This is a genomic window from endosymbiont GvMRE of Glomus versiforme (assembly GCF_003546845.1).
On record NZ_NWVA01000001.1, the window covers coordinates 74,771 to 96,862 of the forward strand.

The 22,092-nt window shown below is 32.6% G+C and carries 27 protein-coding genes and 3 tRNA genes; 22 read left to right on the plus strand and 8 right to left on the minus strand.

Annotated features, from left to right (window positions below; all coding sequences use genetic code 4):
- The first annotated feature begins 42 nt into the window (after positions 1 to 42).
- The 4 genes from GvMRE_RS00380 (at position 43) to uvrC (ending at position 4,890) form a co-directional block, all read left to right on the plus strand.
- Positions 43 to 702, plus strand: coding sequence for a ribonuclease HII (locus tag GvMRE_RS00380; RefSeq protein ID WP_147409295.1), 660 nt, complete (start codon positions 43 to 45; stop codon positions 700 to 702).
- A 39-nt stretch (positions 703 to 741) separates the two neighbouring features.
- Complete coding sequence (locus GvMRE_RS14270; RefSeq protein WP_281267930.1) at positions 742 to 867, plus strand: hypothetical protein; 126 nt, start codon at positions 742 to 744, stop codon at positions 865 to 867.
- Positions 868 to 1,426: 559 nt separating this feature from the next.
- The gene (topA, locus tag GvMRE_RS00385; RefSeq protein ID WP_147409296.1) at positions 1,427 to 3,151 is read left to right on the plus strand and encodes a type I DNA topoisomerase; all 1,725 of its coding nucleotides are present in this window, start codon (positions 1,427 to 1,429) and stop codon (positions 3,149 to 3,151) included.
- A gap of 149 nt (positions 3,152 to 3,300) precedes the next feature.
- Entirely contained in the window at positions 3,301 to 4,890 is a 1,590-nt protein-coding gene (gene uvrC, locus GvMRE_RS00390) for an excinuclease ABC subunit UvrC (protein WP_147409298.1), read from the plus strand.
- Between the two features lie 125 nt (positions 4,891 to 5,015).
- On the opposite strand, the gene hisS is transcribed toward uvrC, so the two are convergent.
- Positions 5,016 to 6,266: a histidine--tRNA ligase gene (gene hisS, locus GvMRE_RS00395; RefSeq protein WP_147409300.1), complete on the minus strand. Its 1,251-nt coding sequence runs from the start codon at positions 6,264 to 6,266 to the stop codon at positions 5,016 to 5,018.
- A 230-nt stretch (positions 6,267 to 6,496) separates the two neighbouring features.
- Between hisS and GvMRE_RS00400 the strand changes: the two genes are divergently transcribed.
- Together GvMRE_RS00400 and GvMRE_RS00405 are read left to right on the plus strand one after the other, a co-directional pair.
- Positions 6,497 to 6,580 (plus strand) — tRNA-Leu (locus tag GvMRE_RS00400).
- Positions 6,581 to 6,706: 126 nt separating this feature from the next.
- A complete protein-coding gene (locus tag GvMRE_RS00405; RefSeq protein WP_172575189.1) occupies positions 6,707 to 7,159 on the plus strand; it encodes an SsrA-binding protein in 453 nt (150 codons plus the stop codon).
- Between the two features lie 17 nt (positions 7,160 to 7,176).
- Here the strand turns inward: GvMRE_RS00405 and GvMRE_RS13325 are convergent, their stop codons facing one another.
- Complete coding sequence (locus GvMRE_RS13325; RefSeq protein WP_172575190.1) at positions 7,177 to 7,860, minus strand: hypothetical protein; 684 nt, start codon at positions 7,858 to 7,860, stop codon at positions 7,177 to 7,179.
- Positions 7,861 to 7,957: 97 nt separating this feature from the next.
- Between GvMRE_RS13325 and GvMRE_RS00415 the strand changes: the two genes are divergently transcribed.
- A complete protein-coding gene (locus GvMRE_RS00415; protein WP_147409305.1) occupies positions 7,958 to 9,340 on the plus strand; it encodes a glycine--tRNA ligase in 1,383 nt (460 codons plus the stop codon).
- A gap of 1 nt (position 9,341) precedes the next feature.
- Positions 9,342 to 10,418 carry a hypothetical protein gene (locus GvMRE_RS00420; RefSeq protein WP_147409307.1) on the plus strand — a complete coding sequence of 359 codons (1,077 nt, stop codon included), beginning with the start codon at positions 9,342 to 9,344 and terminating at the stop codon, positions 10,416 to 10,418.
- Between the two features lie 66 nt (positions 10,419 to 10,484).
- On the opposite strand, the gene GvMRE_RS00425 is transcribed toward GvMRE_RS00420, so the two are convergent.
- The 4 genes from GvMRE_RS00425 to GvMRE_RS00440 all read right to left on the minus strand — a co-directional run bounded on the left by GvMRE_RS00425 (position 10,485) and on the right by GvMRE_RS00440 (position 12,639).
- Positions 10,485 to 11,474 carry a phenylalanine--tRNA ligase beta subunit-related protein gene (locus GvMRE_RS00425; protein WP_147409309.1) on the minus strand — a complete coding sequence of 330 codons (990 nt, stop codon included), beginning with the start codon at positions 11,472 to 11,474 and terminating at the stop codon, positions 10,485 to 10,487.
- A gap of 16 nt (positions 11,475 to 11,490) precedes the next feature.
- Complete coding sequence (locus tag GvMRE_RS00430) at positions 11,491 to 11,925, minus strand: hypothetical protein (RefSeq protein WP_147409311.1); 435 nt, start codon at positions 11,923 to 11,925, stop codon at positions 11,491 to 11,493.
- Between the two features lie 41 nt (positions 11,926 to 11,966).
- A tRNA-Ser gene (locus tag GvMRE_RS00435) sits at positions 11,967 to 12,053 on the minus strand.
- Positions 12,054 to 12,084: 31 nt separating this feature from the next.
- Positions 12,085 to 12,639, minus strand: coding sequence for a ribosome-recycling factor (locus GvMRE_RS00440; RefSeq protein WP_147409313.1), 555 nt, complete (start codon positions 12,637 to 12,639; stop codon positions 12,085 to 12,087).
- Positions 12,640 to 12,925: 286 nt separating this feature from the next.
- On the opposite strand from GvMRE_RS00440, the gene GvMRE_RS00445 reads away from it, so the two are divergent.
- The 4 genes from GvMRE_RS00445 to GvMRE_RS00460 all read left to right on the plus strand — a co-directional run bounded on the left by GvMRE_RS00445 (position 12,926) and on the right by GvMRE_RS00460 (position 16,632).
- Complete coding sequence (locus GvMRE_RS00445; protein WP_172575191.1) at positions 12,926 to 14,416, plus strand: ATP-binding cassette domain-containing protein; 1,491 nt, start codon at positions 12,926 to 12,928, stop codon at positions 14,414 to 14,416.
- Positions 14,417 to 14,688: 272 nt separating this feature from the next.
- A complete protein-coding gene (gene truA, locus GvMRE_RS00450) occupies positions 14,689 to 15,507 on the plus strand; it encodes a tRNA pseudouridine(38-40) synthase TruA (protein ID WP_147409317.1) in 819 nt (272 codons plus the stop codon).
- The gene (locus GvMRE_RS00455; RefSeq protein WP_147409324.1) at positions 15,500 to 15,808 is read left to right on the plus strand and encodes a hypothetical protein; all 309 of its coding nucleotides are present in this window, start codon (positions 15,500 to 15,502) and stop codon (positions 15,806 to 15,808) included. The genes truA and GvMRE_RS00455 overlap by 8 nt, the downstream gene beginning before the upstream one ends.
- A gap of 20 nt (positions 15,809 to 15,828) precedes the next feature.
- Entirely contained in the window at positions 15,829 to 16,632 is an 804-nt protein-coding gene (locus GvMRE_RS00460) for a hypothetical protein (protein ID WP_147409326.1), read from the plus strand.
- 182 nt (positions 16,633 to 16,814) lie between these two features.
- On the opposite strand, the gene GvMRE_RS00465 is transcribed toward GvMRE_RS00460, so the two are convergent.
- Positions 16,815 to 16,891 (minus strand) — tRNA-Met (locus GvMRE_RS00465).
- The gene (locus GvMRE_RS00470) at positions 16,892 to 17,212 is read right to left on the minus strand and encodes a 50S ribosomal protein L27 (protein WP_147409327.1); all 321 of its coding nucleotides are present in this window, start codon (positions 17,210 to 17,212) and stop codon (positions 16,892 to 16,894) included.
- A 65-nt stretch (positions 17,213 to 17,277) separates the two neighbouring features.
- On the opposite strand from GvMRE_RS00470, the gene GvMRE_RS00475 reads away from it, so the two are divergent.
- From GvMRE_RS00475 to GvMRE_RS00520, 10 genes are all read left to right on the plus strand, one after another.
- Positions 17,278 to 17,922, plus strand: coding sequence for a hypothetical protein (locus GvMRE_RS00475; RefSeq protein ID WP_147409329.1), 645 nt, complete (start codon positions 17,278 to 17,280; stop codon positions 17,920 to 17,922).
- A complete protein-coding gene (locus GvMRE_RS00480; RefSeq protein WP_147409331.1) occupies positions 17,922 to 18,251 on the plus strand; it encodes a hypothetical protein in 330 nt (109 codons plus the stop codon). Before GvMRE_RS00475 ends, GvMRE_RS00480 begins: the two co-directional genes overlap by 1 nt.
- Positions 18,244 to 18,438 carry a hypothetical protein gene (locus tag GvMRE_RS00485; protein WP_147409332.1) on the plus strand — a complete coding sequence of 65 codons (195 nt, stop codon included), beginning with the start codon at positions 18,244 to 18,246 and terminating at the stop codon, positions 18,436 to 18,438. The genes GvMRE_RS00480 and GvMRE_RS00485 overlap by 8 nt, the downstream gene beginning before the upstream one ends.
- A 144-nt stretch (positions 18,439 to 18,582) precedes the next feature.
- Positions 18,583 to 18,786: a hypothetical protein gene (locus tag GvMRE_RS00490; RefSeq protein ID WP_147409334.1), complete on the plus strand. Its 204-nt coding sequence runs from the start codon at positions 18,583 to 18,585 to the stop codon at positions 18,784 to 18,786.
- Complete coding sequence (locus GvMRE_RS00495) at positions 18,779 to 19,093, plus strand: hypothetical protein (RefSeq protein WP_147409336.1); 315 nt, start codon at positions 18,779 to 18,781, stop codon at positions 19,091 to 19,093. The genes GvMRE_RS00490 and GvMRE_RS00495 overlap by 8 nt, the downstream gene beginning before the upstream one ends.
- A 46-nt stretch (positions 19,094 to 19,139) precedes the next feature.
- On the plus strand, positions 19,140 to 20,000 hold the full coding sequence (locus GvMRE_RS00500) for a tyrosine-type recombinase/integrase (protein ID WP_147409338.1): 861 nt from the start codon (positions 19,140 to 19,142) through the stop codon (positions 19,998 to 20,000).
- A complete protein-coding gene (locus GvMRE_RS00505) occupies positions 19,993 to 20,304 on the plus strand; it encodes a hypothetical protein (protein WP_147409340.1) in 312 nt (103 codons plus the stop codon). Before GvMRE_RS00500 ends, GvMRE_RS00505 begins: the two co-directional genes overlap by 8 nt.
- 137 nt (positions 20,305 to 20,441) lie before the next feature.
- Positions 20,442 to 20,855, plus strand: a complete 414-nt coding sequence (locus GvMRE_RS00510; protein ID WP_147409343.1) for a hypothetical protein — start codon at positions 20,442 to 20,444, stop codon at positions 20,853 to 20,855.
- Positions 20,856 to 21,310: 455 nt separating this feature from the next.
- Positions 21,311 to 21,883 carry a hypothetical protein gene (locus GvMRE_RS00515; RefSeq protein WP_147409345.1) on the plus strand — a complete coding sequence of 191 codons (573 nt, stop codon included), beginning with the start codon at positions 21,311 to 21,313 and terminating at the stop codon, positions 21,881 to 21,883.
- A 5-nt stretch (positions 21,884 to 21,888) separates the two neighbouring features.
- The gene (locus GvMRE_RS00520; protein ID WP_147409347.1) at positions 21,889 to 22,080 is read left to right on the plus strand and encodes a hypothetical protein; all 192 of its coding nucleotides are present in this window, start codon (positions 21,889 to 21,891) and stop codon (positions 22,078 to 22,080) included.
- Positions 22,081 to 22,092 lie beyond the last annotated feature (12 nt).

Below are 22,092 nucleotides of genomic sequence, written 5' to 3' on the forward strand. Positions count from 1 at the left end.
TTATGCCTAAACAAAAACTAAAATTAATATATAGTTTAAATAATGGTCAAAACAAATCTTGATTTTGAATTAACTCTTTGAAAAGAACACAATTTAATTGTGGGGGTGGACGAAACTGGTCGAGGAGCATTAGCTGGTCCAATTGTCGTTGCGGCAGTAATTTTGCCAATATATTTTCGTTCTCCATTGATTCAAGATTCCAAAATTTTAAAACCTTGGCAAAGAAACAAAGCATACGAAATCATTAGACAAAAAGCTTTGGAATATAGCATAATAATTAAAAGCCCTCGGGAAGTAGAAAACAAGAATCCTTTACAAGCCACCAAAGAAGCCATGGTTGAAGCCACTTTAAAATTAAAAAACAAGCCTAGTTTGTGTTTGGTTGATGGCAAAGAGGAAATAATAATTTCTGGTATTCCAACCCAAAGCATTATTGGTGGTGATCGTAAATCAATTAATATTGCGGCTGCTTCGATTATTGCCAAAGTTACCCGCGATGCTATTATGAAAAATTTGCATAAAAAATATCCTCGATATGACTGAGAAAATAATAAAGGTTATCCTAATCCTACCCATTTACAAGCCATTTTTAAGCATGGAATTTGTTCTCTACATCGAAAAACTTATGAACCAATTAAAAGTTTAGTGAGTGGTAAGATGGATAAGCAAGAAATTGCTCGTAAATATAACCTAATTACTTAATTTCTTTCACAATTCATTCTGTCTGTACCTAAGACAGTTATGAAAACCGTAGAAGTAGCAAGACCTGCCCAAAAACTAAATTCAATTAAAAAGAGCAATGTTAATGGCTCCAAGTGTGTCGATATGGTGGGTCTCCTTACTGTTCTGATTGTCGGAAAAAGTTAGACCAAGAAGTTTGAACAAAAAACCAGACTTAAAAAAATGCGAAATAAGAAAAATAGTTAAAAATAATTTAAAACTCTGTTTGAAAAAAGTAGTAATCAATCACTTAATTGCCACATGTTAAACATCCTAATGAAAATATCACAAATGACTTGATTATTTTTTTGCTTAAACAGTTAAACGGCTAAACAGTGGAACCTGATGAAAAGAAATATATCAATGAACTTATTATCCTCATTCACCATTATATAATGAAATAAGACAAAGCCTATCGGCTAGTTTGATGTGTTGCTCATGAAGAAGAACCAAAAATAATTGGTTTAATGGATTGTTATCGGATAGGGAAATTTGATAAAAAAGATAGTTAAATTTATTCCTTTTTGATGGTAGATTTTCGCTTGCTCGGAATGATGAGAACAATAGTATCCATTTGCTCTGTTTGGGGTCAGAAAACACACTAATTTAGCCGTTGAGGATCTTGGTCGGCAAACGCCCCGTTGATTTTTTGTTTTTTCATATAAACTGAATGAAACAAATTAAAAAAATAGCATAAAAAAACTTTATGGTTAAATACTTGATTTTTTTGGAGTCTTTCACTAAACAAAAAACGATCAAAACTTTTTTAGGAAATGATTACGAAGTTTTTGCTACCAGCGGGCATTTAATGGAATTAGCCAAGAAAGGTTATTATAACCTAGGAGTTGATTTAACTAAATTTACTCCGTATTATGACCCTTTACCTGAAAAAAATAAAAATATTAAATTCTGGCAAGACTACTTAAAAAAAAACAAGCCAACTTTAATTCTTTTGGCTACTGATCCAGACCGAGAAGGGGAGGGGATTGCCCAGGAAATTGTGAAAATTTTGCAACTACAGCCTCATCATTATAAGCGCTTACTTTTTTACGAAATTACCCAACAAAGTATTAAGCAAGCCCTCAATAATCCCTTATCGCTTAATAAATCCTTAGTTGAAGCTCAAAATGCTCGCCAAGTTTTAGACCGAATGATTGGTTTTTGTCTGAGTCCACTTTTACGAAAAAAATTACAAGCCTTATCGGCTGGTCGAGTGCAATCTGTAGTTTTGAAATTAATTGTGGATCGAGAAATTGCCATTCGGGAATTCGAGAAAAAAAAAGAATACATTATCCAAGGAATTTACGAAATCCAAGGTGAAAAATATACTTTAAGACAAAAAGATGAAAAAGGAAAATTAGTAACTTATCCTAGCAAAGAAGAAGCAGAAAAAGTTAAATCTCAATTGGACTCTATTTTTTCCCTTATTAATGAAGAAAAAGAAAAAAGATATATATTTCCTAAGCCTCCTTTTACTACTTCTCTCTTGTTATATGAGGCAAAATCTCAATTAAGTTTTTCCATTGCCCAAACTACGAAATTAGCCCAGCAATTATACGAAGGTATTTATTTGAAAAATAATAACAAACAAACAGGCTTGATTACTTATCCTCGTACTGATTCTTGTCGTTTAAATAAGCAATTTGTAGAACAAGTTTATCAATATATTCAAAAGCAGTGAGGCAAAATATATTGTCAGTTTTCTCCTCAACACCAAGAAAAAAAAGAAAGTTTAACTATCCAAGATGCTCACGAAGCTATTCGTCCCACTTATTTTTCTCAACGCCCCGAAGAAACAAAAGATAGTTTAGTACCTGAGCAATTTTCCTTATATGGACTAATCTACCAACATACTTTGGCTAGTTTAATGAGTTCGGCCCAAACACAAAAAACTACTTACACCTTTGTTAATAATGGTTATTACTTTACTATGAATGAAAACGTGCTTACCTTTGCGGGCTTTTTTGTCCTTAATCCTGATTACTATTTACCTAATTATAAGATCAAAAAAACTTCTTTATTGGAAAAAACTGATTTAAAATCCTTAGAAGTAAACAAGATTGAAGTAAAAGAGTACTTGGAAAATAAACCTCAACGTTATAATGAAGGAAGTTTGGTTCAAGAATTAGAAAGGTTAGGTATTGGTCGGCCATCCACTTATAATACATTTAGCAGAATTTTGCTTAATCGTGGTTATGTTGAATATAATAATGATAGACAAAAACACTTTGTCCCGACGGAATTAGGCTTTAAAGTGAATGAATGATTACAAAAAAACTTTGCTTCTTTAATTAATGAAAAATATACTGCTAATTTAGAAGCAGAATTAGATAAGATTAGCCAAGGAAAAAACTCTTATCTTGAATTCATTCAAAAATTCTGAAATAATTTTTTTCCTTATTGACAAGAAATATCCAACAAACCAGTTTAAGACCCAATTCTATCATTCTTTAAAATTTGTTTTTTTCTTTATTCTCGTCAACTTACATTTAGAATTACTTAATGAAAATATTGATGAATTAGCCATAATACTTAAAAAAAATTTTTGAAATTGATTTAGGTAGGCAAAAATCAACTAATATGAACCAACTAAATGTTCCTGAAATTTCCCAAATACCTTCTCAAGTTGGCTGCTATCTTCTCCAAGACCAGCAAAAGAAAGTAATTTATGTTGGCAAAGCCAAAAATTTACGCCAAAGAATTGCTCGTCATTTTCAAGAAAGCCAAAGCAAATATTTAGGCTTAATTGCTAACTGAGAAATAATCTTAACTAATAATGCCAAGGAAGCCCTCATTTTGGAACAAAATTTGATTAAAAAATACCAACCCCGTTTTAATATTTTATTAAGGGACAATCGCACTTATCCTTATATCAAAATTACTGAGGAAACTAATCCTCGCTACTGGCTAGCAAAAAAATTTAATCCTTTTAGCAAAGATTTATATTTTGGTCCTTTTCCAGACGGTACCAAAGCCAGAGAAATTTTACAAATTCTCGAAAAAGTGTTTCCCTTAGCCAAATGCAAAGGAAATTTAGGCAAACCTTGTTTAGATTATTCCTTGGGACAATGTTCGGGACACTGTTTTAAAAAAGTTGAATCGGAACACTATCAGAAAACTAAGCAAAAAATTATTGATTTTTTTCAAGGAAAAGTGCAAACCGTCAAAAAAGAATTACAGAAAGCCTTGCAAAAAAGCATCATTAATCAAGAATTTGAATTAGCCAAAAAAGAAAAAAAAATATTAGATAATCTCAATTTTTTTGTGAGCGAACAAAACATCGAATTTCCTTACCACGGAAACTGTGATTTCTTCAGTTTCCATTTCCAAAACGGTTTGCTTGCTTGCTTTTTTCTTCTTTACCGCTACGGAAAACTAAGCACCACCGAAACCCAAACTTTTAAAGTCCAAGAAGGACTAAATGAAGAAAAAGAATTATTACAATCTTATCTCTATCAATTTTACCAAAAAAATCTTCCGCCCAAAATTTTGTATTTGTCTGAGAAACTGGAAAATCAAGAATTGTTAGCCGAAGAATTTGGTTTTGCTTGCCAAATTCCCCAGAAAGGAAAAAAGAAGAAAATTCTAACCATGGCTCAGCAAAATGCTTTTCACGCTTGACAAAGAAATTACACAAAAAAATTGCTAAAAAACGACAAAATTAGTCTTTTAGAAGAATTAGGAAAATACTTGCAAATCGAAACCCCTTATTTTTTGGAAATTTTGGATGTTTCCAATTTATTTCAGCAGGATGTAGTGGCAGGATTTTTAGTTTATCTTAACGGAGAAAAGGCTAAAAATAAATCAAAAATCTACCAACTAACTAATTCAGAAAAAAAGAGTGATACGGCTTGAATATCTGAGGTCTGCCGACAACACTACAGAAAACGTAAATACTTACCGCAACTCTTATTAGTAGATGGTGGAAAACCCCAAATCAAAGCTTTTTTGACTGTTTGCTGAGAATTAAACTTGAAAGTTCCGGTAATTGGTTTGGCTAAAAATGAAAAGCACCAAACAGAAAAAATTATTACTAGCGAATTCCGAGAACTACCTTTGCCTGCTAATGAAGAACTCAAAAATTTTCTGGTTAATCTTCAAGAGGAGGTTCATCATTATGTAATTAGTTTTCACCGTAAACTTCACCGAGAAAGTGTTTTGAAATGTTAAACTATATTTATTTTGTTGAAAGCACATTTTTTAATTTTTTTTATAATTTTGGAATAGTTTCCTAACTACCAAATTATAATTTTGCTTTTTCTTAATAATGAAATGCGTGCGTGAAGATATCGAAATTATTTTACTAGTAAGTAATTATAAACTCAACTAACTAATTCTTCTTGGTCAATTACAAATTCTTTCTTTTTTTGGCAATCTTTTACTAACACTTTTTTTTCTTTTAATTCTTTTTTGCCGACAATAATAACCAAGCGAGGAGAATAATAATTAATGTTTTTGAGAAGATTTTTAACTTTTTTAACTTCCAAATTAGAGACAACTTGGCAATTTTTACTTAATTTTTCTTGTCAAGAAGCAGCCAATGAGCAGACTGATTCTTCTAAAACTAAAAAAAGAATATCAGGTTTAAAACCAGTTTTTCATCTTTCTAAAAGAGACAAATAATTAACTAAACGGTCAACACCTAAGGCAAACCCAGATGCTGGAAATTCTTTTTTCCCTAACTGCTGAAAGAGTTTATCATATCTACCGCCGCCTAAAATTACTTGCTTGTTGCCATTATTTAACAAAAGTTCAAACACAATGCCAGTATAATAATCAAGACCTCTTACTAATCATTTGTTATAGTAGTGATTAATTTTTAGTTCGTTTAGTTTTTTAGTGATTTTTTTTAAATAGGCTAGTTCATTTTTTTCTAATACTTTTTTGTAAGAAGGCAGTTTTTTTAATTCACAAACTTTACAATCTAAAATTCGTAGAGGATTAAGTTGGTAACGTCTTTGACAATCCAGACAAAGTTCCTTATCTAGTAAATATTCTTTCAATATTGATTTGTATTTTTCTCTGGTTTCTGAACCACCAAGATAATTCCAATAGAGTATAGTGTTTTCTTTTAAGTCAAATGTTCTAATGATTTGCTTAATTAACCAAAGTAGTTCTCCATCAGCCATTATTCCATTAGCATTAATTAATTCTACTCCTAATTGTCAAAATTCCCGATAACGACCTTCTTGTGGTCGTTCATAACGAAACATGTTTCCTCAGTAATATAAACGCAAAGGGTATCCAGGGTTAACTAATTTATTTTGGCAAACTAAGCGTACAATGCTTGCAGTTCCTTCGGGACGCAGAACCAATTGTCTTCCTTTACGGTCAGGGAAAGTAAACATTTCCTTTTGAATGATATCTGTGGCTTCACCCACAGAAGTAGTGAATAATTTTTGGTATTCATAAGTAGGTAAAATAACTGGTTGATAACCAGCACAATTGAGAATATTTTGGGTAATTTGTTGAATTTGTTGGTAAATAATCGCCCTGGTTGGCAAAATATCCTGGGTACCTCGGGGTTTAGGCAATAATTTACTCATTTTTAGTTATTAATTAAAATTTTTGTTTTACTTTTTATTTTGTTTGAATTTTTTTTGAAATCAACAAGTTTTTTGTAATTGATATTTTTACAAATTTTCACTTGAATATTGGCGGAGGTGAGAGGAATCGAACCCCTGTCTTCAGACTTGGAAACTGTTATTCTACCACTTAACCACACCTCCTTGCTATAAATAAATTTTATGTTATTATGTTAAAATTTGCTTATAGAGTGGACCTGATGGAATGGTAGTCATGCTGGGCTTAAATTCCAGTGCTTTTATGCGTGAGGGTTCGAGTCCCTCGGTCCACACCATATAAAATATAAGAATAAAGTTAAAAGTGGGTCTGATGGAATTGGACAGTCATGCAAGAATGAGGTTCTTGTGCCTTTAAAGCGTAAGGGTTCGAGTCCCTTGACCCACACCAAATGAATAAAATCATGAAAATTATCACTCAGCGAAAAAATACTCATAAATTTAAAATTATTGGTCGAGAAAAAATCGCTGGACTTCGGCTTACGGGAAACGAAATCAAAGCCATTCGTAATTATCAAATTTCCATTAGTGATGCCTATGTTTTGCCTTACAAAAACGAATTATTTCTCTACAAAACTTCTATTTCTCCTTATCGTTATGCTAGTCAATTTTCTCAGCATGATACCACTAGCCAGAAACCCCGCAAGTTATTAATGAAAAAAAAAGAAATTAAGCATTTAATTACTCAAATAAAAACTAAACATTATAATTTAATTCCATTACGAGTATTTATTAACGAAAGAGGGTGAGCCAAAACGGAAATTGCCCTGGTACAAACTTTAAGAAAATACCAAGTAAAGAAAGATATTAAAGATAAAGAAATTAAAAGAAAATTACAAAGGAAAGAATATGACTAACAACAAGCAAGAATCTTTTATTTTCTTTTTTTCACCAAAAGATAAATAACTGGCAAAATAGTAATAATTATTAAACTTAAAAAACTAAATATTAAAAAATTGCTTTCAGGAGACTTGTTTAGTTTTTGCTTATTTTCTAATTCATTAGTTTTTTTCTTGTGGTTGTTGTAGCACTCAAAAGAACAAAATACTAATTCTTGCCCTTTTTCGGTAATTTTTATTCGAGTAATAGTTGGGGTGTTTTTGGAAAAATTGATTTTTCCAATTATTTTGTGGCAAAGGAAGCAGTTTTCTCTAACTTTTTTATCTAGTGAATTTAGTTCTTTTTTTCATTCTTTTTCTTCTTTTTTTTGCCTTGCGGCTTCGGCTTCTTCCTTTCATTCATTATCTTTTTTTCTTTTGTCTTCCCCGCTTTCTATGGTAAAATAATCAGGATAGTTGTCTTCTTTATTTTCCTGATAATGATAAAAAGGATGACCAAAACCACCACAATTTCCTTTTCCTCGGCCGAAAATCGGAGTTCCGTCTATTTCGTCTTTTTCCGTACCAAAAACTTTTATGCGTAAATCTTTTTTGGCTGCTTCCGATTTGATAGCATAAGTGATTGTGCCAGTTTCATTATCCGAAACAGTATAATCTTCATCTAACTTAAATTTTTTGATTTCACTTTCAATTTTCTCTAAATCTATTTCCAAGTTCATATAAGTATTTTAACTTATAAAGAAGAATCATGACAATTTTAGAAGAATTTTTATAAGACATTTAAGAAAAAAGACTTAAAAATTTATCTATAAAGAAATGAATGAAGCCAAAGACATTACTAGTTATCTCAAGCATTATGGCTTTTTCTTTCCTAGTGCAGAAATTTATCAAGGACTAGCGAAATCTTGGGATTGTGGACCAAACAGCACTGAATTGAAAAGAAAATTAAAGGATCTATGATGAAAATGCTTCGTTACCTTTCAACCTTATAATGTAGGCTCAGATAGTCTAATCCTTACTCACCCACGAGTATTAGAAGCCTCAGGACATTTAAAAAATTTTTATGATTGACTAGTAGAATGCTCTAATTGCCAAAAAAGGCATCGCTTAGATAAGTTAATTACGGCTGAGGAATTTACTAGTTTTTTGGCTCAGGAAAACAAGCAAGAATTTTCTATTTCGCAAAATTGTCCTTCCTGCGACAAAAATAAATTCACCAACCCACGGCAATTTAATTTGCTTTTAAGTAGTGATTTACAAATAACCAACCAAGAAAAAAAAAATCTAGTTTATTTGCGTCCTGAAACTTGCCAAGGAATATTTATTAATTTTTCAGCAATTCAAATAAGCATTCGGAAAAAATTACCTTTTGGGGTGGGACAAATTGGGAAAAGTTTTCGCAATGAAATTACTCTCCACCATGGCATTTTTCGCACCCGAGAATTCGAACAAATGGAGTTAGAATTTTTTTGCTCTCTTGAAGAAAAAGAAAAATGGTGAGAATACTGAAACCAAAAAGCCTGAAATTTCTTAACTAGTTTGCTTAATGATAAAAATAAAGCCCAAAAAAAAGCACTAGACCAAGAAGAATTACCGCACTATGCTAAGAAAACTACTGATTTATATTTTCAATATCATTTTGGTCCCGGAGAATTATGTAGCATTAGCGATCGTGGAGATTACGACTTAAAAAATCATAGCGAAAAATCAGGAGAAAAATTAAAAGTAGAAGGAATAACTCCTCATGTCATTGAAGTATCTTTTGGAGTAGAACGGTTAATGTTAGCCATTTTAGAGGATGCTTACCAAGAAGAAACAATAGAAAATTCAAAAGGAGAAAAAAAAAGAGAAGTATTAAAATTATATCCTCTTTTAGCCCCTTATTTTGTGGCCGTTATTCCTTGAAAAAAATCTTTACGAGAAAAAGCAAAACAAATTTACCAAAAATTGTTAACCGAAATTAATTTTTCCGTAATTTATGAAGAAACTGATAGCATTGGCAAAAGTTACCATTATCAAGATGCCATTGGCACTTATTATTGTTTGACAGTAGACGACCAAACTCTAAATGATGAAACAATAACAGTTAGGGAAAGAGACAGCAGAGAGCAACTTCGCTTTTCTTGCCAGGAACAGGAATTAAGTCAATTTCTCAATCAAAAATATCAAGAATGCTGAAAAAAGTTAATAAAAATTTAATATGCGAAAGATTTTTAAGTGAATAATTGGTATTTTGTTATTAGTTGGTTTAGGCGGCGGGGCTTATCTTGTTTATCGTCATTGAAATAAAAATCATTCTACGAAACAAAATAACCAACAAATTAAGGATTTTGAAAAGGTAATTCAACAATTAAAGAAAGATACTGAACATAACAAGATTTATTTAGCCAAGTGTCTTAATAATACGTTAAAAGAGGGTGAAGGTAGTTATAAACGTGATGAGCCACCAAAAATTCCCAACTGGGAGCAAAAAAACGAAAAGACCGAAAAGTTAGAAAAAGAATTCCAGCAAGCCTGAAAGGAATTTTCAGACATTAAAAACCAAATTGGTGAATATTGAAGAGTTATACATAAAGAAATCGCTGACGACGAAAAATTACATAAAATTCAAAAGAATTGAGTAGAAATAACTTTCAAGTTAGACCAAGACCGTGAAGTTAATGCTCGCTTTAATGATTTTATTAAAACTTTCTTTTACCGCTTTTTAACCAAAAAAGGATTATCCCGATCCGAGGTTGATTTTAAAGGCTTTGGAAATTTTTATATTGAACCCAAAGGAAACAGTAGAATATCCGAAATGGGCAATTGTGGACTCCCGGAAAATGAGGGCATAACTACCCTAGGCGATAAAATAACTCGTTTACCGATAATAATCAAGCTTAACCAATTGTATTTACTGAATAACGGAAAAAATGGTAGCATGGACAGATTTGTCTCTAAAATCAGCAGAAATTCCAAAGGTGAAGTAATTGGACGTGATATTTTACCCATAGGCTTTAATGAACTAATTGAAACCATTGCTCACGAATTAGCCCATGCGGTTCAAGAAGTAAAAAATATTGACCATTATGAAATGGGCAAAGGAGGAATAATATTAACCCAGTGCGAAAGTAGTGGAGAGGGAGAAAGAAATGACCCCACTGATCCACTTAAATTAACCAAGCCTAAATATCCTGAATGAGTAAAAGACCACGCTCAACTGACCGAAGAAATTCACCAAATAATTATTAATTCTAAAGAATACAAAGAATTTGAAAGATGATGAAAATCGTCTTAATTTTTTTGGAAAATTAGTGAGAATGATAATTAGAAAAGTTTAATTATTTATGAATTCATATTTTTTTTAAGTTTTATTGACCTTTTTGAAAGGAAAATGTAAACGATTTAAAATTTCTTCTAACTTTTCTGATTTTAATTTTACTCCTAACTTTTTTTCAATAAATTCTTGGCTGATGGTGATAGTTTTTTTATTTTGTTGTTTTTTTGTTCAACTAATTACCTGTTCTTTTTCGCTTCCTGGAAAAATTTCTTTAACTAATTCAATTGCTCGATTTAAAGCATAATTGCCAAAAGGCAAATTATATTTTTTACTAAAATATTGACTAGCCTGGGTGGAAAATGCTAAACGCTGACTAGTTTTTTTGATAGCATAAGGAGCAAAGAGAGCACTTTCAATTAGGATATTTACAGTTTGGTTATTTACTGCCGTGGCTTGGCTTCCGCTAACTCCTGCTAAACTTATTGCTTGTCGGTCAGCAGAAATTACCATATCCTCCATACTTAGGGAAAAGGTTTTTCCTGAAAGGATAATTATTTCTTCTTTTTCAAGTGCTTGCCGAATGGTAATTTCCTTGCTGGTCAGTTTATCATAATCATAAATATGTAAAGGCTGACCAGTTTCAAGCATTACCAAATTGGCAATATCAACACTATTGTTGATTGGGTCAATGTTATTACTAGCCAAATAGTCTTTTATCCATTGTGGCGAAGGAACAATTTTGATATTTTTAATCAAAACTAGTTGAATCTGGGAGCAATGAGGAGTATTAATAATAATTTTGCCTCAGTTTGCTTCTTGCTCAATTAAATTATTTAGTTTTTGTTGGCTTGTTAATGGTAAACTTAAAGGATAATTTAATAAAATGTTTATTTCTTGGGCAATTCCTCACCAAGAAAAAAGGTCTAAGCGGTTTGGTAAAGGAGTAAATTGTCAATTTTGTCCCACTATTTCAGTTTCTAGCCCTAATTCAGTCAATTTTTCAACAATTTTTTGTGGTTGAGAATTATCAGGAAAAATAAGGTGGCTTTTTAGCCAATTTCAAGGTATATACATTTAAATATCAATATTTTTATTTTTTTCTTCGTCGTAGACAAAAGAAAATAGCAGTGAAAAGAAGTAGAATAAAAATCAAAGCAGTTAACGCTACAACATTTCCTCATCTAATTTGGTGAGAAGCAGAAACTTTATATCCTCACGCCACAGTGATTTTTTCACTTATCTCATCTTGAATTGGTTCCAGTTGGTAGTCGATTACTTTATCTCTAAATCAGCCTTTTTTTAGTTTAAATTTTTTGATTAAAAAACGGTAGTTTCACCTCTTTTTTGACATAAATCAAACTATTCTTCCTCTCTCTAAAATTTTGTCAAAAGAAACTGATTCATTTCCTTGTCATTCAATTTCTAACTGGATATAATTTTTAAGATGTTGAATGCTACCATCCGAAGCATTTTTAACTGATACTTCAAAAAGGATATCACGTTTTTCTTTTTTTGAACTCGTCATTACTTAAAATTTTAATGTTTTTATCGACCTTGTGAATTATATGGCGGAAGCGAAAGGATTTGAACCTTCGTGGTAATATTACCGCCGACTTTCCAGGCCGGCCCCTTTGGCCGCTCGGGCACGCTCCCAGAGATAATATAAGTATTTTTTATCTTTAAATTACAGAGTCAATTCTTTTTCTTTCTTTTTTTGGAGTTCTTGAATTTTTTTTAAATACTTCTCATTAACTTTTTCAATTTCTTTTTCGGCTAATTTTTGTTCATTTTTAGATAATTCTTTCTTTTTCATTAAATTGTCAATCTCTTTCAGAACTTTTTTGCGACTGGCGCGCAAATCAATTTTTCCTTGTTCAATTTTTTTCCCAACATTTTTAATTAATTGCTGGCGAGTTTCTCCGGTCATTGGGGGAAGAGAAAAACAAATTTCATCTTTCTCCATTTTGACTTGCTGATAGCCTAATTCAGATTCTAAGATTGCTTTGTTAATTACTTGGATTTTTTTTGGTTCAAAAACGTGAACAACTAGTTGTCTTTCAGGATTAATCTTCAAGGTGGCTAATTGTTCAATTTTTTGTTTTTTTCCTTGTTGTTCAATGGTTAATTCTTCAATTGCTTCCAAAGAAATTTGATTGCTACGAATTTTTCTTAAATTAGTTTCTAGCCTATTTAAGTCTTCTTTCATTAATCCCTCAATTTTCTCGGCTCATTCCGTCATATAATTAGTTTTACATTACAATCAATATTCTCATAGCGAGCACGATAAATATTTTAAAGAAATTTAAGCGAGTTTTTTTAGTGTAATATTAAACACCTAATTAGTAAAAATTTATTAATATGGGAGGCAGCCCGAGTCAGCAAATAAAAAGCCGAAACTTTGGCAAAAGAAAATGAATTTCGTTTTAGCCGTGGTCTTTGTTTTCCTTTTGGGTTGCTTGTTTCTTTTTGGTCTCAATAAAATTTTTGTTTTTCGGCTTATTCAAAAAAAATTACGTTGGTGGGTTTTGGCCCATTGAATAGCAGCCGGCATTGCTCTCTTAGGAAAAATTTTTTTGCTGACCACTAGTTTACAAGTTTTTGAAGGCATAACTATTGGCAAAAGTTTTGCGGAAAATTGAGAAATTGTTAAAAATAAAACTTATCCTTTTTCTTTACCGTGAGGAACTTACCAACTAGATTTTCGTAGTTTTGTCATTGCTTATTTGCTGGCAGTTTTGGTACAGACACATCTATCTTATCTTCATATGTATATTGGCTGAACTTTGGAAGACAAAATTCGGGAGCATTTGATCCAAGATTCGCTTACTCGTTATATTCAACTTCCTTATTTAGAAACACAAGTAATAAAAAGTAAATTACGAAATATTCTTTTATTAGATATTCCTTTACTCAGTTATTCTTTTGCGGGTGGAGCCAAAGGGCAAGACTTTAACCAAATTTTTTATCAAACGGCAGATACAATGCTAACCACCGCTTTACTAATTAGTGGTCTAAAAAGTAAAACAAAAACAAGGGGTATTTTGATTTTATTAGGAGCAATTATTTTTACTCTGCTTTTGGTTATCTTCTTACAATGATTATTAGTAAAAAAAGAAAAAAAGTTTAAGCAATCTCTCGACCAAGAAAGCCAAAAAATTGATAATTTACTCGATAATATTGAACTACTGAAAAAAAAAGAATTAAGTCCAGTTTTTTTAAAAGAAATTAAACTGACAATGCACAAAAATATCAAAAAAAGAGAAAAAGATAAATTTTTGTTTGTGGCTAACGGAGTTTACCCTAATTATTTATTGCCCCGGGCAATGGTGATAATTTTATTTGCTTTTACTTTAGATATCCAAGCGAGTGTGTTAACGGAAAATGTCCTTCGACAATTAAAAAGTGTTTTGGTAGCAATGCGTGGCTTACCAACTGTTTTGACTTCAAGTCAACGCTTGGCTAATTTTTACCACGCAACTATGCCACCAACAAAAAAAAAGATTTCTAAAATTCACCTTACCGAACCAATTGAAAAAATTGAATTACGGAATATTTATTTCCATTATCCTAATCAAAAAAGATATCTTTTACAAAATATCAATCAAGAATTCATTGCTGGTAAAATCACCAAAATTGAAGGACGAAATGGTTTTGGCAAATCTACCATTATTTTGCTTATTTTAGGACTAGTGGAGCCCCAAAAAGGGCAAATTATTATTAATAATCACTATGATTTGAAGCAATTAGACTTAATTCACTGACGCAAGCAAATCGCTTATGCTTCTAATCAAACTTTACTTAAAGAAGGATCTGAGGGAGAAAAACAAATTCAAGAATTAGAAGAAATTCTACTGAAAAATAATTATACTTCCTTTGACCCAGTAAGAAAAAGCCAAATTGTAATTTTAGACGAGGCTTGGAATTCTCTGGATAAAAATAATCGTGACCAATGAAAAGAAAAAGTAGCAGAATTAACTACTGCCCGAAAAACAGTTACCATTGTTGTTGAACATTAGCATGAAACTTCCTAATAAAATCAAATTCAGAACCATAATTAAAGGCTAAAAATTCAAAAAAAGTCGTTCTGATAATGTTTTGCCAGCAAATTTTTTCATTCTAACTTATTTGGCTGGGGTGTCTGGTATTGCGCCAGAGTTTACAGTGTCAAAGACTGTTGTCCTGCTATTAGACGACACCCCATTATGATAAAGTGAAGTTAGTAGACTTTCATATTATTTATTTTTTATGAAATTCGGCAAAGATTAGGATTTTGATTTAAATTTTCTTAATGGAGAAAAAAGAAAAAGAATCGTATTTTTATTTAGTCACAGTTTCTTATGATGGTAGTGACTTCTTTGGTTGAGCCAAGCAACCACAGCAGTTTACTGTCCAAGGCTATATTGAGGAGATTTTAAGCAAAAATTTTAAAATAAACCAATCTTGTCAGATAAAAATTAGCATTTTAGCAACTAGTCGTACTGACAAAGGCGTTCATGCTCTCAACCAAAAATTTACTTTTCGCTTGCCTTTTTTTCTTTCTTGTCAAAAGTTAAAGCGAATTCTAGCCAAATCTTTACAAGAACACATTCTAGTCAAAAGTGTTCGTCAAGTAAAAAAAGAGTTTCATCCAATTAGAAATGTAAGCAAAAAAGAATATCGTTATTATATCAATACCGGGAAATATAATGTTTTTGCAAAAAAATACTGCTGAGAATATAATTTGCCCCTGGATACCAAAAAACTCATTAATATTTTAACTATTTTCCAAGGAAAACATGATTTTTTTAATTTTTCCTTCTGTCGTCAGAAAGACCAGGATAAAACTGCTACTGTTCGCACTATTGAGAAAATAAGGTGTTGAAAGAACAAAGAATTATTAGTAATTAGTGTAATTGCTCGCAGTTTTTTACGCTATCAAATTCGGGCCATGATTGGTGAAAGCATTAAGTGCTATGAGGGAAAACAAACTATTGAAAAACTACAAGAAAAATTAAATTACCCTAAGCAAAAAAACTTAAAATACCAAATACTGGCTCCTGCGGCTGGTCTCTATCTTTACAAAATAACCTACGGCAAAGTTAAAACTTTTAATAGAAAAAATGTTTAATTGATTAAAAAATTTAGCAAAAGGTTTCGGTGAATTACTTAATGAGCCTAGTTGGGATAGTTTAAGGGTCTTTTTAAGAACAAATTGACCAGCACTTTTACTCTTTATTATCCTGATTTTTGTTATTGCTTATATTGTTTCTAAAATTTTTGAAATTGTGGTGAAAATTGCCTTGGTGATTTTTCTCATTTGGTTTATTTTCATGCTACTTTTCAAGCGAAAAGAATTAATGGAAGGTTTACGAAATATCGGAAAAGGGAGCGAGAATAGCCAGCAAACTAATAATCAGTCTGATAAATAATGTTAAAAAATTAAGTAAACATGAAAATTTATTTTAACCCTAGTTTTATTCAAGAGCCGATTAATTTTGCTACTTATCAAGAAAAAGGTCAAGAATATTTGCTTTTTTGGATGATGGCAGGTGAATTTTTGACTTTTGAAAATCCTAATTGTTTACTTTTGGTTCCTAATGATTCAACTTTGGCTCAACAAATTAAAGAACTTGTCGATAAGGACGAAACTTATTATCATATTTTTGCTACTCCGGCTGAAAATTTAAGGTTTAAATCTAATTTTTATAAAGTAAAAAATACTACTTTTCATGGATTAGTAATTAAAGATACTAACCAAGTGGAAAAAATTGTTGGAAATGAATCAAAACGTGCTAGACCAGAACCGAGCCAAATCACTTTTAAAGCAATTAAATGAACCAAAGAAAAGGAAAATCAGTGAGGAAGTTTTCGTGGTAAACTAGAAATTGAACCTTTTTCATTGGGAATAGAAAATTTACCACCAATTACTTGCCTAGAATTTAAATTTATCACTAAGGAAAACCCCTCACCGGGACCCGGCGACCCGAATGTTAAAGACCTGACTGAAAGCGAATTATATAATTCAAGTATATTACCCGAGAGTGCCGGAAAACTTTTACCATGGAAGTTAAAAAGTTTTATTTTAATGACTCAAACACCTTGCATTTTTCTAATAGTGATAATTATGTTTTTGCTTCCTTATCCGAAAAGAAAAACCAAAACAGCAATCAAACATATGAACCTGCTAAAACGCCACCGAAAAATGATAATTCTGACAAAATTGCCTCTAATTCTGATCAAACTAATAATGTAGAATCACAAAAAGGATCAGGAAAAAATTTAAAAACGGCTTTGATAGTCAGCGGAATTATTATTGGTTTAAGTTTTTTTGTCTTTATTATTTATGTTATCACAAAAAAAAAAAAAAATAAGTTCTAAACTTCACCAGCATCACCAGCATTTAAATTAGTAAAGCAAAATGAAAGACAAAATTTATGGTAGCAGGAAGAGGATTCGAACCTCCGACCTGACGAATATGAGTCGTCTGCTCTAACCGACTGAGCTATCCTGCCCTAAATAATTTTAACAAAAGTCAATTCCTTTCGAATTTTTTTGATACCTTTATACATAACTTTTGTGTAATATTTTACTGTTCCTTTTATTTGTGCATGGAGAGTTCGATCTTTTTTGCTGCAATATACGTTTTTTCCAGGATGTACTTCACTTCCTAACTGCTTGCGAATTATTGCTCCCGATTCTACTTTATTTCCATCATGTTCTTTAATACCACGTCTTTTAGAATTTGAATCATGATTACGATTAGTTTTTGCTGAACCACCGGCTTTTTTTTGAGCGAAAAATTGCAAATCTAACTTAAAAAATTTTTTTTTCATAATATATTATATTTTTATAATCAGAACTTTTTTCTACTAGCTCACTTATCTATAGCCAAATAGATATGAAAGAAACAAAAGTAAACCAAAATACAACTGAAAAGAGCAGTGTTGGTGGCTCCAAGTTAGACCAACAAATAATCACAGGAACCCTAACTTCCCGTATAGAAACCAGAGAAACCAGAACAGAGCCTTATTATTATGGCTTTTTTAAGTTTCCCAACTTGGAACAAGAAATCCCCATCATATTCAAAGACCAAAAAGGACACTATAAACCCACCATCTCTAAAGGAAGTGAAGTAAAATTAACAGGAAAATGAAGCCAAAGCAACAACTCTCGACCCAGTTTCACCTGTCAAGATTACCAAATCATAAAAGACCCACCAGAATTAACCATCCAATCTCTCCGTAAACAAATTCAACCCCTCCTCTCTTTCACCCTTGAACAAAAACAAGAATGGCAACAAAAAACAGACTTCCTTTTTAGTAAAAATAGAGCCTTAGAGAAATTAGAAAAAATAAGTAAACTAGGACACCAATACCTCCAAGCCTATTTACTAACCAAAAATGCTCGGTATTCCAACTATCAGCAAGAGTTATTAAAACACACGAACTTTACTCCAGAAAGTTATTTAGAAAGAATAGCCTCTGAATTAGAAGACACTGAAAGAAGAATTAAAGCCATTCAAAGAAAGGAGGCCAACCAATAATGGGAGCCTCCACTAACTACCGAGACATAAATATCCATAACTACCTAAGGGAATTAGATTGTTCCCAATGTAGTCAACCCTTCACAGAACAAGACCTCAAAGAAGACAACTTCTCCTTTTGGTGGGACACCTCCAATGACATAGAATTCAAACCCCTCAAAAAAAACTGACACTGATTAGGAGTAATTGTTAGAGACATCACTCACAAACTAATCACCAGTGAAACAATTGATGATTATTATAATTGCCCCGAATTAATAGAAGGAGAAGACACAGAAGAACTCAAAGAACCAAAAATGCCCGAAGCCAAGGAGGTCTCCCATGAATAATCTTTGAACTAAACTAACCAACTGACTTAAACCTAAACCAATAATTAAAAAACCAAAAATCGAAGTAATTAAGTTAGAAATCATCAATCCCACAACCAAATTCAAAAGAATTAACTATAAAAGGTATCAAAGATTAATCCACTACTTACAAAAGGAAATCAAACAAAAAAGGAGGTCAACATGTTAATCCTTACCTTAACTATCCTCAACACTCTCGGCTTATTTTGCTTAACTTACTGGCTCTTTAATAAAGATTGCTGAAAGTGTAAAAAAGAAAAGCCCCTCAAAAGGATATTTAAAAACCTCTGTCCATCTTGCGAAAGGAGTCACCATGACTAAAACCGAACTAATCTTAAAGCAAACTTGCCTAGATTGTTTTTCCACCTTCCAACTCTTAGAAATCCATGAAGAAGGAAACCAACCTTGCTCAAAATGTCTCCAAATCTGACAAAAGAAACTCCACCAATACTACCAAGAAAAAATAATTCTTCATCTTGCCCACCAAGAAAGCCAAAAGGAGGAAACCCATGACTAATAAAAGACACGAATATATTTACCAATTCTACGGAACCATTCACTCTAAAACCCTAACCAAGCCTTCACCCACAAGTAAATATGCTGGTCAAGAATACTACCGACTGAAAATAATCCAATCCGACCAAACTAAGAAAACTATTCAGGTCTTCAAAGAAAAGCTAGCCAACTCAACTATCTGGGAAGCTATCCAACAAAGACAATACTCTAAGAAACCACTCATTTTCTTTTGCCGAAATGTGAGAGGTTATTATTATCTAGTGAATTGAGAGGAAATCCCTCAACAAGAAAAGGAGGTAAACCACTAATGAATAATCTTTGATTACCCTTATTTTTTATCGGAGGTAAAGAATAATGAACTGAACCACCTACTGAGCCACCAAGCAAGCCCATCAACCAAAAATAGCCATGAATAACCACCAAGAATACACCCAATACCTCCAAGACAAAAACCTTTCCCCCAACACCATCAGGCTCTATCAGCAAACTCTCCAACAGTTTCCTCAACAACTGAACACAGCCAATGTTAAAGAATACTTCCTAAAAAACCAAAAAGCCTATGAACCAAAAACTCTCAAAACCAAACAGTATGCTCTCAATTCCTACCTCAAATTCAAGCAACTCCAAATAGAGTGAGAGAAAATTGCCCGTCTAATCCCTTCAGTTCAAAAGAAATTCTTTGACACCATAAATGAAACTGAATTAGCCCTAATTAAGCAAGCCCGAGTAGAGAAAAATAAACAAATCCACCAAAGAAACAACCTAATCTTAGATTTCTTATTCTACTCGGGACTAAGGATTAACGAGTTAACCAATATCCAACACCACCACTGACAAGGCAATCAACTGAAAGTCCACGGCAAAGGTAATAAAGTCCGTTATGTTCTCTTACCTGAGTTCTTAATAACCAAATTTAACCCTACCAAGCAAGATTACTTATTTACCAACCAACGAGGCAATCCCATGAAAGCAGAATATATTCGTTGGCTCCTCAAAGAAAGAACTACCCAAGCTAATATCCCTAAAAGAATAACTCCTCACACCTTTCGAAGGTCCTTTGCCACTCTCCTCTACCAAAAAGGAGCTCAGTTAATGACTATTCAAAAACTCTTGGGTCACAGTAGTGTCCAAACTACGGAGACTTATATTCACAATGATTTTGCTTATTTGTATTCGGATTATAGTAAACTATGAAAAGGAGGAGCTCATGCTTAAATTCAGATACCACTATCTCCTAAATACCCTAGCATACCAACAGGGAGAGTATTGAAACGAAATCCCCGAATCCCGACAATTCCAAGGCCACTTCGGTAGCCAAGGATTTATGCTAGAAAATGGCTGAGTATCTTTCACTCTCTATGAAAAGAAAATCAGAGCTTTCTATAAAGACCAAGAAGCACCTACTTGAATTACTTACTACCGAAAAGATTTACCTAGGCAAAATGAAGTAATCTTCACTTTCACAGCCAAAGATGAAGTAGAGAAAATTAACGGTAAATGGAGGAGTAAACATGCTTAACGTTCCCTTTAAGTTTCAACAAAAAAGCCTAAAAGTATCCACCATACAAAGCTTAAATAAAAAACCTGAACTTAGCCTAAAAGTGTCCGTAAACCGTCTTTACAAAAACAGCAAGCCCGGAGGTCAGAGAAAGTAGCATGAGAGGTCGTAAACCCCAACTCCAAAGACAAGGTCGAACCATCACGATTCGGGGTGGTGATGAAGTTTATACTCGGCTCAGCAAAAGAGATTATGAAAAAAGGAGAGAAACATTTGATGACCCAACTTTATCAGGCTACAACAAGCCTTCCCATTTAGAGTATTATGATTATGACGAGTGAGTAGATTGAGGCCACCAAGGAGGCCGACCAAAAAAGTGAACCAGTGAAGCCGAAAGAAAAAAAACTGAACGAGCCAAGAAAAAACTCAGCCAAGGTCAACCACTCACCAAACAAGAAAAAGAACTCTTGGGCTTAGTTAAGAAAAGACCCGGAGCCTATAAAAGTCCTCTGGGTCGAGCCATGACCCCAACCGAAAGAAAAGCCAAATGAAAAGCTGCTCGAAAGAGTTAATTAATGGTCTTTTGCTGGTCAGACCTAAAAGAAACCAGTCTCTTTGAAACCACTTAATCTGCCAATAATCTAGTTTAAGTAGACTGAGAACCAATGGAACCGAAAGCATCCTAGTTTAGCTATGGCAATGCCAGTAGGCAACACCATGAATAAGGTGACAACATTGGACCCATCAAAGTCCTTGCTTTTTTATTTTAGTGATTAAGTTTACCTAGAGAAAGAACAACCTTTTTCTTATTAATCTTTTTACCAACTCTACAGGGAAAGAACAAGCTTGAATTTTCTCTAATTCTTGCTGACATGTCAACACAACAATCAAGCCCATTATTTATGAAATAAATAAACTTACCTTAAGCCTGCCATTTTTCCCCTTTTTCTTTTGTTTATTTTCTTTTTATAAAGCAGAGGTTATGTTACAGTGTTATTTCTGAAAGAGGATTATCTTTGATAAGACTATGAAAGAAATAATAATAAGAAAGTGAGCCGAGAAAGAGAAAAATTTGGCAGGTTTTTATTGCTCGGTTTATTTTGCTGATAGGTCAACAAAACCTTTATCACAAAGGAAAAACAAGAATGCTAAAAAAGAACATATGAACTTTTGAAACCAACTTGAAAGCAAGAAAATAACTGACCGAGAACAAATCCACCAACACCTAATCCAAAAACTCGGCACACCAACCACTAAAATCCAATCCAACTTACTCAGTGAACTCACCAAAAAAATCAATTCCTACTACACTGAGGAAACTGACCAAAACTACACCACTTATTCCCTCTTTGGCTCCATCACAGAAATCTCCGACAAAAAACAGAAAACAGGCAAAAACAAAGGTCAAACTTATTATGTCCTCAAACTTGGAGGTGGCCACACCAAAGAAACTCTCCAAGCCAGAAAGGAAAATCTAACTGAGGACAAATGAAACCAAATCAGCCACATGAAAATCTTAGGCCAGAATTTAGTCTTTAAATACCGAAAATGAATCACCAACAAACAAGTTTTAGACTTCTATCCCCAAGGCAAAAAGTAAGCATTATGAACTATCCAAGAAAAAATAATTTACTTGGTAAATTAAAAAAAAATAAACCCACCCAAGGCACTAGCGGGACGGAGATGCTGACTGGCTGGTTGTCTGTGAGATATCACTTACCCAGCGGGGTAAGGATAAATCCTGACTTCAGCGTCAGCAAATCCTTCCCCCGCTGGCCTTGTTGGCCGTATATGTAAAGGAAAAATTTT